This is a genomic window from Moorena sp. SIO4E2, assembly GCF_010671945.1.
Taxonomy (GTDB): domain Bacteria; phylum Cyanobacteriota; class Cyanobacteriia; order Cyanobacteriales; family Coleofasciculaceae; genus Moorena; species Moorena producens.
The window spans coordinates 1-12,747 of the sequence record NZ_JAAHIE010000179.1; the positions used below are offsets into that span (position 1 = coordinate 1).

At 47.7% G+C, this 12,747-nt stretch carries 3 protein-coding genes; 2 read left to right on the forward strand and 1 reads right to left on the reverse strand.

The genetic code is table 11. The annotated features are described in order from the left end of the window. Window positions 1-60 precede the first annotated feature (60 nt). On the forward strand, window positions 61-7,602 hold the full coding sequence (locus tag F6K37_RS18695; RefSeq protein WP_287251539.1) for a type I polyketide synthase: 7,542 nt from the start codon (window positions 61-63) through the stop codon (window positions 7,600-7,602). Beyond that, window positions 7,599-11,846 carry a non-ribosomal peptide synthetase gene (locus F6K37_RS18700; protein WP_287251540.1) on the forward strand — a complete coding sequence of 1,416 codons (4,248 nt, stop codon included), beginning with the start codon at window positions 7,599-7,601 and terminating at the stop codon, window positions 11,844-11,846. Before F6K37_RS18695 ends, F6K37_RS18700 begins: the two co-directional genes overlap by 4 nt. Window positions 11,847-12,014: 168 nt before the next feature. Here the strand turns inward: F6K37_RS18700 and F6K37_RS18705 are convergent, their stop codons facing one another. Next, a complete protein-coding gene (locus F6K37_RS18705) occupies window positions 12,015-12,587 on the reverse strand; it encodes a Uma2 family endonuclease (RefSeq protein WP_287251541.1) in 573 nt (190 codons plus the stop codon). Between the last annotated feature and the right edge of the window lie 160 nt (window positions 12,588-12,747).

Below are 12,747 nucleotides of genomic sequence, written 5' to 3' on the forward strand. Positions count from 1 at the left end.
TTACCCCTATTACAAAGTCAAGTTACATAACATAACGTCCAATTTTGTGAATCTAACAGGATGTATTTTTCTAAGCAAAACTCTCAATTATTGGCTTATCCTCCCTTGGCAATTATTGGTATTGGCTGCCGGTTTCCTGGACAAGCAAATAGTCCAGCCGAATTTTGGCAACTACTTATTGATGGTATTGATGCGATCAGAGAGGTTCCCTCAGATCGCTGGAATGCTCATAAATTTTATCATCAAGATAAAGAAAAAGTTGGTAAAATTTATACTAAAAAAGGAGGATTTATTGAAAAAGCAGAGCAATTTGATGCCCTATTTTTCGGTATTTCCCCAAGGGAAGCAAATTGTATTGATCCCCAACAACGACTACTCCTAGAAGTAGCTTGGGAGGCGTTTGAAGATGGGGGACAAGTCCCTGAACATTTAGAGGGAACAGATACCGGAGTGTTTATCGGGGTTGCCAATCACGATTATGGAGACATTCAATTCCAGTCGAGTCAACGAGAGTTTATTGGTCCTCATACCTTGTCGGGCGCAGGCAGGAATAGTGTTTCCCCGTCGAATCGACTCTCATACGTCTTTGATCTCAGAGGACCGAGTATTGCGGTTGACACCGCCTGTTCTTCCTCCTTAGTGGCGGTTCACTTGGCTTGTCATAGCCTATGGACAGGAGAGTGTTCCCTGGCTGTGGCGGGTGGGGTAAATCTAATATTGCGACCAGAGATCAGCATTGGGTTCAGTAAAGGGTCATTTCTTTCCCCAGATGGTCGCTGTAAAAGTTTTTCAGCAGAAGCTAATGGTTACGCTCGCGCCGAGGGAGTCGGGGTCATAATCCTCAAACCCCTAACCCAAGCCTTAGCCGATCAAGACCCGATTTATGCCGTGATTCGTGGGAGTGCTGTCAATCAAGACGGAAAAACCAAAGGCATCACGGTTCCCAATGGCGAAGCTCAAGAAGCCGCCTTAGAGACTGCTTACACAAGGGCAGGGATTAAGCCCGAACAAGTTCATTATGTTGAAGCCCACGGGACAGGAACCCCAGTGGGAGATCCGATTGAAGCAACTGCTATCGGTAACATTTTAGGCAAAAATCGCACCCCAGGTCATCAGTGCACCATTGGCTCAGTAAAAAGCAATATTGGACATTTAGAACCGGCAGCCGGGGTTGCTGGAGTCATCAAAACCGCACTGATGATCAAACATGGACAGATTCCCCCCAATCTCCATTCTCAAAAACTCAATCCTCAAATTCCCTTTGAGGAATTACGGTTGCGAGTGCCACAAACCTTAGAATCTTGGCCACAAAATGGCACTGGTTTGCGTGTGGCAGGGGTCAATTCCTTTGGTGCCGGGGGAACTAATGCCCATGTGGTTCTTTCCAATGTTGATCCGGCCTTGACTCCCTTGACCCCAGAGTCTCAACCAGGAAAACCGCCATTTCTATTGCCCCTATCAGCTCGCAGTCAAGAAGCCTTGCAAGATCTTGCCCAACGCTATTTAACTGGGTTAAGCACCGGTCAATGGACAGAGTCTAGCCTCGGCAATCTCTGCTATAGTGCCAGTCGGCATCGCAGTCATCATGACTATCGACTTGCTTTGACCTTTGATTCGGGTGAGCAGTTACAAGAAAGCTTAGAAGCCTTTGTCAGAGAAGAAACGGCTCCAGGGATAGCCATAGGTCATTGTGTTAGGAATCAATCTTCTAAGCTGGTTTTTGTCTTTTCTGGCATGGGACAGCAATGGTGGGCCATGGGACGAGGTTTGTTGGATGAACCAGTTTTTCGAGAAGTGATCCAACAGTGCGATCGCGGGTTGTCCTCCCAGGTTCAGTGGTCACTCTGGGAAGAATTAACCGCCGATGAAACCCAGTCCCGGATCCATGAAACCGAAATTGCCCTAGTGGCTATTTTTGCCTTACAAGTGGCCTTAGCTGCCCTGTGGCGTTCTTGGGGGATTGAACCTGATCTGATTATCGGGCACAGCGTCGGTGAAGTGGCTGCCGCTCAGGTGGCCGGTGCTTTGAGCTTAGAAGATGCCCTACAAGTTATTGTCCATCGGAGTCGCTGTCAAGGGAAACTCGCGGGTCGGGGTAAGATGTTGGCCGTTGGTCTGTCATCAGAAGCCATTGGGGAATATTTACAGGGATATACAGCAGAAGTTGCGATCGCAGCCATTAATAGTCCGGGTTCAGTCACCCTTGCTGGAGAGACTTTCGCCTTAGAAGCCATTGCCAAAACTTTACAAGCACGGGAAATTTTCCATCGCTTCCTTAAGGTAGAAGTTCCCTACCACAGTCCTTTAATGGATGAAATCACCCCAGAACTTCAAGGGGCGTTACAATCTCTAACCCCCCAACCGCCAAAAATTCCTTTAGTCTCAAGCGTCACTGGCAAGTTAGTGGACGACATAGCGTTAGATGCAGCCTACTGGGTTCAGAATGTGCGTCAGCCCGTGAATTTTGTCGATGGCGTAGCCACCTTAATTGAGCATCAGTGTCATTTGTTTGTAGAAATTGGTGCCCACCCCGTGTTGAAACATTCCATTAATGAATGTCTCGATCATGCCCAAGCATCTGGAACTTGCTTGCCATCCCTACGCCGTCAAACCCCAGAAAAACTAACCCTATTGGCAACCGTCGGTCAACTTTACACCCAAGGGTATAAGGTGAACTGGCAACAATTCTATAAAGACAGAGAGTATCATTTCATCCCCCTACCACTCTATCCTTGGCAACGAGAGGTGTACTGGCAAGAATCAGAAGACGCTCAACAAATCCGGCTAGGAGAATTGACTGATCACGGATGCCTTCGAGGACAAGCCACTCACCCCTTACTCGGTGCCAAACTCGAGGCAGCTCAACCCTTATGGGAAATAGAGATTGATCAGCAACGTTTACCTTATCTGTACGATTACCAAGTCCAAGGGAGGGTGGTGTATTCTAGTGCAGCTTATGTCGAAGCCGCCTTAGCCGCTGCTCGAGAAGTCTTAGGAAGAGAATCGGTAGTCGTTAAAGTCCTCCAGTTTCATCAAGCCCTTTTCTTAGCAGAGGATCAAGGAATCAGAGTACAGTCCTGGTTCCAGCCTCACACTCACACCTTGGAAATCTATAGTTTAGCCCGGGGCACGGCTGAGCAATGGGTGTTACACGCGGTGGGTCAGCTGGAGTCCCTAGACTCTTCTGGGTCACTTCCTTTAATTAACCAGGAGGAGATTCGTCAACGATGTCCTCGGCAGGTGCTTCATGAGGAATTTTATCGCCAACCCATTCAAGGTTATGCCCCTGGTCCTTGTTTTCAGGCAATTACCCAAGCCTGGATTGGAGAAGGGGAAGCCCTTGGAGAAATCGAATTACCCGAAAATATCACTCTTGAAGAGGATTATCTACTGCATCCGATTTTCTTTGATGCCGGGGCTCAAGTTCTACTGAGTGCGGTTTCCTCTCAGGGGAGTTACGTGGCTGTTCAAATTAAGGAAATCCGACTGTACGAAACTATATCCCAAAGACGGCTTTTAGGTTATGCCTCTTTGAGGCAACAAAGTCTCGATCAGATTGTAGGTGACGTGCGCTTGATGGATGAATCTGGTCGAGTTTTAGCCGAACTCGAAGGTTTCCAACTTAACTCTTTACAGGTTCAACCGCAAAATCATGAAGATGAACTTTACGAATATCAGTGGAAGTTACAACCTCGCCCTGAGCAAGCTTTCATTGCTCCAGCTGCGGATTATTTGCCCTCCCCCAAACAGATTGTGGCTGCTCTGGAACCCACTGCTCGCCGCTTGACCCAACAGCAACAGCGTATCCAGTACTATGATTTGGTTGAACCTGAGATAGATCGACTGTGTACAGCCTATATTTTTCAGGCTTTTGCGGAACTAGGCTATCAGTGGCAGCTCAACCAGTTCCTCACGGTGGCTGATTTATCAGAACAACTGGGTCTGATGCCCCAACATCAACGGTTAATCGGTCGCTTACTCGCCATCTTAACAGAAGACGGCATTCTCAGGGAAAGTGGTCCTGCTCAATGGCAAGTTTCTCGTATCCCTGAGTTCCTGTCTCCTCAAACAACTTGGCAGAGGCTGATCAAGCAATTTCCTGCCTATCCCGCTGAACTCACTCTCTTAGGACGTTGTGCTCAATCCTTAGCGCAAGTGTTACGTGGCGAGATTGAGCCCCTAGAATTGGTCTTTCCTGAAGGTTCAGTGACAACCGGTGAGCAGTTTTATCAAGACTCCCCCACCTTCCGGATATACAATCTTCTGGTGCAGCAGGCGATCGCCCAGCTAGTGGGACAACTCCCAGCGGAACGCTCCTTACGCATTTTAGAGATTGGCGGCGGAACCGGTGGCATGACTTCTTATGTGCTGCCTATGCTCCCGAAAAATCAGACGGAATATGTCTTTACTGACATTTCTCCCTTGTTTGCTGCTCAAGCTGTTCAGAAGTTTCAAGAGTATCCATTTATTAAGACAGCTGCTCTTGATCTGGAAAAAGACCTGATTGAACAAGGATTTGACCCCCATTCCTTCGATTTAATTGTGGCTTCCGATGTTATTCATGCCACCACTGATTTACGTCAGGTACTCAAACGAGTCAAAGGGCTGTTAACAGAAAAGGGATTATTGTTAATGTTGGAGATGACTAAGGCTCCCCGTTGGGTCGATCTCGTCTTCGGGTTACTTAAAGGATGGTGGCACTTCTGTGATTTAGAGTTACGTCCCACCTATCCCCTACTCACCTTATCCCAGTGGCAAACCCTGTTAACCGAGGTCGGCTTTACGGAAGCAGCTGGTTTAGGGGACACGGCTCAAGTTGATGCATTACACACGGTCATTTTTGCCCAGCAAGGGGCGGTAACTCATGAACCCTCCTTATCGCCTCCCCCCCAAACAACCCCTAATCCCTGGCTGATTTTCAGCGACAGCACTGGTGTGGGAGAGCGACTGGCTCAACGGCTGAAGGAGCTTGGAGAGACACCAATTCGGGTAACTTTGGGAGACAGTTACCAGTCTTTCGAGCAGACCCACTTTCAGATTCGTCGAGAACGGCCAGAGGACTTACAGCAACTCCTCTCTACCTTAATCCATCAGCAAACCCCCTTACAGGGCATCGTCCATCTGTGGAGTTTAGATCAGTCTGTTGAGACCCCAACTTCACCTCTGGAAATGAGTAACCATAGTCTTTTCGCTTTAGTCGAAGTCTTAAAGTCTCTCAAAGAGGTTCCTTTTCAGAATCTGTGGTGGGTGACCCGTGGCGTTCAAACGGTAGATAGTTCACCAAAAATTCTTTCCCTCGCACAAGACTCGCAGTGGGGTTTTGGTCAACTCTTAGAAGACAAAAATAGCTTCCTACGGTGTCGGCAAGTTAATCTGAGTCTGACAAGTTCTACAGCAGAAATTGAGTCTTTGATTTCAGAAATTAGCACCCCCGATAACGAAGATGAAATTTTTTTACGAGGACAAACTCGCTACGTTCGTCGATTACTGCCGCGATCGCTGAATCCTCAAACCATCACCTTGAAGGAGGATGAATCTTGGCGTTTAACTTTAACGCCTGAACCATCGTTTCATAGCTTGGTTTTACAGTCTATAGCTACCCCGGTACCTAATCAGGGTGAAGTGACCCTTAAAGTTCACGTCACAGGTCTTAACACCAGAGAGATGAAACGGGTGCTACCGGGACAAGGATTAGGCATTGAGTGCGCTGGCATTGTTACTGCCATTGGGGCTGGTGTGTCTGACTTAAACGTTGGTGATGAAGTAATCGCTTTAGCCTCTGGAAGTTTAGGCAGTCATGTAACTACCGATGCTCGTTTTGTTGTTCCCAAACCGCCTCAACTGAGTTTTGAAGAAGCCGCAACTCTTTCCTTTGCCTTTTTGACTGCTTACTATAGCTTAGATCACTGCGGGCGGCTCAAGGCTGGCGATCGCCTGTTAATTTTAGGAGCAGCTAGTGACTTAGGCTTAGCGGTATGGCAACTCGCCCGTAACGCTGGCGCAGTGATCATCTCGGTGGTAGAAAGTTCTGAACAACAAGGGCTACTGCAACGGCTTGGTGGAAGCAAATCGGTGATCAATTTCCAGTCAGCCACTCTGGTGGATGAAATTACCCAAGTGACTGCGGGAGAAGGGTTTGATCTTATTTTCAATGCTTTAGACACAGAACTTCCTAGCAGAGTGTTTTCCTTGTTAACCTCTGGCGGTTGTTGGTTAGAAACCGGTACCACAGATCCCTTATGGGGACGACAAGGTCTGGGACACAACCGAGCGTTCTTTACTTTAGACCTAGAACAACTTTTATTAGAGCAACCTGATTTAGTCCAAACCCTCCTGAGCCTTGTCAGAGAAGGGATTAAGACAGCATGTTTGTCTCCTCTACCTCATCGCGTCTTCCCCCTCTCAAAAGTTCTCAATGGGTTGAGTTGTTTAACCCAACACAAACCCATTGGCAAACTAGTGGTGTCTGTCAGAGAACATATCGCATGGTTGCCCTTTGTCAGGAAGTTTCCTCGTACCTTAAAGACGGAAGGAACTTACCTCATTGCTGGTAATTTAGATCAATTTGACTTTGCCGCTGCTCAGAAACTGGCTGCCATGGGAGCCCGACATCTCATCCTGATGAGTGATCGTGAGGTGCCCTTAAGTTCTCCTTTTTTGAAGGCTTTAAAAGAAAAAGGTGTTGCAGTGGCGATCGCCCAAACTAATTTTAGCCAAGAACAGGCGGTGAAACAGACACTTGATCAGGTGTGTCAAAGCAAACTTCCCCTTCGAGGCTTGATTTACTCAACTCAGGCTCAAGATGGAGGGAGTGGGGCTTGGCACTTACATCATCACACCCTCAAAGAAGCCTTGGATTTCTTCGTTATTTCCTGTCGGGGGTCTAATCTTTTGGGTTTAGGGGAAGAAAAATCTCAAAGTGTGACGCTCCCTGTTGTAGCCGCCCTAGTCCGCAGTCGTCTCAGCCAAGGTTTACCGGCACTGATGTTGCAATGGGAATCTTTTGAGGAAACAACTGCTGAGCGGCTTAAACAACTGACAGCAATGGGTATTCGTCCCTTGTCTCAAGAAAGAGTGCTTAACCTCTGGGGAATTTTACTACAACAGCAAGCTCCCTGTATTGGGATTGCTCACCTCGACTGGACACAGTTAGCCCAGCTAACCCCGATTAATACTGGGGCACGATTTGCTCATTTTCTGGAGAAAGAAGCTATCCCATCACCTTTATCAGAGGAAAACACAGCACCCACGTCTTCTTGGCAGCAGGAAATTCTCGCGGCTGAGCCGGAAAAGCGCCAACGGTTAATCGAGTCTCGTTTCAAAGAACAAGTGGCTCAGGTTTTAGGAATGTCACCAAGCAAGATTGGTCTAGAACAACCCTTAACCACCTTAGGCCTGGATTCTTTGATGGCGTTAGAACTGAGTAATCAACTGAAACAAAAGCTGAATTTAGACGTTTCTACCATGAAAATTATGGGAGGAGCCAGCATTACCCAATTAAGTGCTTGGGGACTTACTCAATGGGCGCTGACTGATGTGGTTTCTTCCCTTACCACTGCCCCGTCACTTATGGAAGAAGAACTGGAGGAAATTACATTATGATGTTACAGGAACTGCTAACCGAACTCACTGACCGTCGCATTCACTTGTCCGTTGAGGGAGAGCAACTGCGGATTCGCGCCCCAAAGGGCAGTCTTTCTCCCCAACTACGGGAAGTCCTAAAAGAACGTAAAGATGAATTAGTCGGCTGGCTCAACCAAGTCAATGCCCCGACCACTGAACCCGTTCCGGAAATTGTGCCTCAGTTTCAGGAGCGATACCAACCCTTTCCCTTGACCGAAATGCAGCAGGCGTACTGGGTTGGGAACCATGGGGTAGTCGAGTTGAGCAGTCCTGCTCATTTCTATAGCGAAATCGAATGGGATAATTTGGATCTCCCAAGACTGTCGGCAGCTTGGCAACGCTTAATCGAGCGTCACGAGATGTTACGGGCAATCATTTTGCCAACGGGAGAGCAACAAATTTTAGCCCAGGTGCCTGACTATGAGATTGAAATGGTTGATTTGCGGGGACTAGAAGAGCCAGAAGTCTCTCGTCGGCTTCAAGCCCTGCGCGATCGCCTCTCTTACCCCTCTCGCCTTAGGGATCAGTGGCCTCGGTTTGATATTTTGGTTTCCCGCTTTAGTGAAGAAAAATGTCTGTTACACTTTAGCTTTGACATTCTGATTATTGATGGCTTGAGTTGTCAGATTCTCATGAAAGAATGGGTTCAAATTTATCACAATGTTGACCAACAGTTGCCCGTGTTAGAACTGTCTTTTAGGGATTATGTGCTAACCCGTCAAACCTTGGAAAACACCCCATCCTTCCAGCAATCTTGGCAGTATTGGCAGAATCGTCTGTCCACACTCCCTCCTGGACCAGAGTTACCCCTGGCTCAACAGCCTAACTCACTGAGGACTTCCCAATTTGCTCACCTGAGTGAAACCTTACCCCGCACTCTCTGGGAGCAACTCAAGGGCAGAGCGATCGCAGAAGGGATTACACCTTCTTTAGCCTTGTGTGCAGCTTACACACAGATTCTAGCAACTTGGAGCAAAAATTCCCACTTTACCCTGACCCTGTTACATCTCAACCGTCTTCCCTTACATACTCAAGTCAATGAGATTCTGGGCAACTTCAGCACCACGGTTTTATTAGAGGTCAACCCTACCTCTGGTGCGAGCTTTGCAGACAAAGCCATCAAATTACAGCAACAACTCTGGAGCGATCTCGAACACAGTCAAGTCAGTGGTGTTCAAGTGGTGCGAGAACTCAACCGACTGCAAGGAGGGGCACCAAGGCCGACCATCCCGGTGACATTTGTGAGCCTTGTTTCCAATCGTGCCACAGTTGCTCAAGAGCAGGAAACGGGTCAGGAAGTTGCCTGCCCCAATCTCTGGGAGCAACAGATTTATACTCAACTCAGAGTGCCGCAAGTCTTTATCGACCATCAAGCCTGGGAAAGAAAAGGGGAGTTGGTTCTCAACTGGGACTATGTACCGGAGCTATTCCCTGAAGGGATGATCGAGGATATGTTTAAGTCCTATATTCGTTTGCTCCGCTGTTTGGCTGAGGGCGATCAGGCTTTGCAGGAAGCCCCCAAACAGTTATTACCTGCCGAGCATTATCAACTTCAAGCCGCCATCAATGATACAGAGGTTCCCGTAGAGCCGGAACTCCTACACACTTTATTTATCAACCAAGCTGTCCAGGAACCGCAGCAAGTGGCGGTGATTGCACCGACCCAAACCCTGACCTATCAAGATCTGTATCAACGGGCTGGTTGGCTGGGATACCAACTGCGACAGAGGGGAGCGCACCCCAATCAACTGGTTGGTGTGGTAATGGAAAAAGGCTGGGAGCAGGTTGTTGGGGTTTTGGCTATTTTGATGGCAGGTGCTGCTTACGTTCCTATCGATCCCGAACTTCCCTTAGAGCGTCGTCAGTACCTGATGGCACAAAGTGATTTACAACTGGTGTTGACTCAATCCTGGTTGGATGAAAGTCTGGATTGGCCAGAAGACGTGGGGCGGATTTGTGTAGACACGAACCCAATCCCCCCTACTGCTCCCCCACCTTTAGAGCCTCTACAGCAAGGGGAGGATCTCGCCTATGTGATCTACACTTCAGGCTCCACTGGTGTCCCCAAAGGGGTCATGATTGACCATCGCGGTGCAGTCAATACAGTAGTTGATATTAACCGGCGTTTTGAGATCACAGCAGATGACAAGGTTCTGGCCTTATCTTCTCTTAACTTTGATCTCTCAGTTTACGATATTTTCGGCATCCTAGCCGCAGGAGGAACCATTGTTTTTCCTGAAGCAGCCCAGCTCAAAGAGCCGACTCACTGGCTGGAACTTCTCAATAAGCATCAGATTACGGTTTGGAATTCGGTTCCGGCTCTGATGCAGTTAGGGACGGAAATGAGTGTCAGCACAGGGATTCTTTTGTCTCCTTACTTACGGTTGGTGATGCTCAGTGGAGATTGGCTCCCCTTGACCTTATCCACTCAGCTTCAAAGCTTAGTGGAAGGGGTACAGGTGGTTAGTTTGGGAGGAGCAACAGAAGCCTCAATTTGGTCAATCTTTTATCCGATAGTCACTGTTAATCCTGACTGGAAAAGTATTCCCTATGGTCAGCCCCTGTCTAACCAAAAGTTTTACGTTCTTAACGACGAACTCGAACCTTGTCCCATTGAGGTGCCAGGACAGCTTTATATTGGTGGCATAGGTCTAGCTAAAGGCTACTGGAAAAATGAGCAGAAAACTGAAGCTAGTTTTATCATCCATCCTACCTCGGGTGAGCGATTGTACCGAACAGGTGACCTAGGGCGCTATTTACCTGATGGCAATATTGAGTTTTTAGGTCGAGAAGATTTTCAGGTCAAGGTGCAGGGTTACCGCATTGAATGTGGAGAAGTTGAAGCCGTGTTGCATCAACATCCTGGAGTCAAGTCCTGCCTTGTGACGGTGATTGGTGATGTTCAGGGGGCTAAGCAGCTAGTGGGCTATTTTGTTCCCTACGATCAATCTGAGCTGACTACCACTAACTTACGGGACTTTCTGGTGCAAAAGTTGCCATCTTATATGGTGCCTTCGGCTCTGATGAGTCTACCAGCTTTGCCTCTAACGGCTAATGGAAAGGTAGATCGTCGATCGTTGCCCTCCCCTGATTTTTCCCGTGTGACGGAGATTAAGAATGCTATTTTGCCCCGAAATGAGGTTGAACACCAAGTCGCCCAAATCTGGTCTGATCTTTTAAAAGTTCATCCGATTAGCATCCGAGATAACTTTTTTGAATTGGGAGGCTCTTCCTTCGTGGCTATGCAGTTGATGACGCGGATTCATCAACAGTTTGGTCAACATCTTCCCTTAGCAACTTTGTTACAGGAGCCGACGGTTGAACATTTGGCCTCTCTTCTGAGTCAACCAACGGTGACACAATCGGTGTCTCCTGTGGTGCCGATTCAGCCCTTCGGCAGTCAGTCTCCTTTCTTCTGTGTTCATCCCATTGGGGGTCATGTTCTGTGTTACGAGGCGTTGGCTCGCTATCTGGGAGAGGAACAACGGTTCTATGGCTTACAAGCTCTAGGATTTAACGGAGAACAAGAGCCTCTTAACCGCATTGAACTGATGGCAACTAAGTATATCGCAGCCCTGCGCGAAGTACAGCCTCAAGGTCCCTATCAGCTTGGCGGCTGGTCTTTGGGCGGTCTGATTGCCTGGGAGATGGCACAACAATTGACTGATAGCGGGGAGGAAGTGGCATTACTTGCTCTGATCGATAGCTATCCGCCAATGGCAAAACCTTCTGACGAACCTGAAGACAGGGCAACTTTATTGGCCTCGATCGCTCAAGATTTGGGAGGATTATATAGTAAATCCCTGGCTGTTTCTGTTGAGCAGTTGAGAAACCTAGAGGAGCACCAGCAGTTGGTTGTGATTGTCGAGGCGGCTAAAGCTGCGGCAATCTTTCCACCAGAGGCTGACTTCCAGCAGATGTATTACTGGTTACAAGTGTTTCAAGCTAATCGTCAAGCTCTACATCGGTATGTTCCTCAACCTTATATTGGCAAGATTGTGCTCTTCTGTGCTGAAGAATCACAGAAGACAACTAAAGGAATGATGGCTTGGCAACAGTTAGCTCTAGGTGGGGTTGAAGCCTATTCAATCCCTGGAGACCACTATACGATCATACAAGATCCCCAGGTTCAGGGATTAGCAAAACAGTTGGGACTTCATCTGAGTTTCTCTAAAGTGGAGAGCGATTTTTTTCGGGGGAGATCGATAGTCCCAGTGGGGTAAGATGACCCTATGTAGGTGGGCATAAATAAACGTTAAAACTCAGAATGGGATCATGAAGCTGAAAGCCTGTATTAAATAGCTTTTCACCATTTTGAATCTCAATCGCTATTTTACGGATCATTAAACCCACCTACTTACTGTTCGATTCTTACCAACCCATCATTATTTTTAGAAAAATACAATCTGGAGCTGCACCTCAAAACCAGGAAGTAAATGCGATCGCAGTATATCTCCAGGAAACAGTGTCTCGACTAGGGTAAGCTTAGCATTTTGTCGCCGATAAACCTCAAGTTTAGTGGTGCGCCAATCCACAATCCAGTATTCCCGAACCCCCCGCACTGAATAGAGTTTCAGTTTTACCTCTCGGTCACGACGCTCATGTTGAGTTCCTGATGATAAAGACTCTATGATCAGGTCTGGCGCTTCAGTTAAATGGCCTGCTTCATCCAGCATCTGTGGCAAGCGATTCTTGTCGGAAACCCAGACAGCATCAGGTTCAACAGCATTTTCTTGGTCAAAAACAATCCCTGGAACTAGGACAGCTTCACCATAGCCCTTATCACTTAAAGACCAGGAATCAAGGGCATTGTATAGTCTTCCCACCACCTTGTTGTGGTTCCAATGGGGGGATCTGGTCACAAACAGGTCTCCATCGATAACTTCATATCTATTACCGTCCTCTGGTAAAAGATCTAGGTCTGCAGTAGTGAATCGAATCTGATCAACGGTGGTTTCAGTCATGACTTCTTTTCAAGTTCAGTATTCTGAACAACTGCCAACTCTCACTAATGAATTGTGATAATTTTTGACTCCCTACTCCCTACTCCCTACTCCCTACTCCCTACTCCCTACTCCCTACTCCCTACTCCCTACTCCCTACTCCCTACTCCCTATTCCCTAC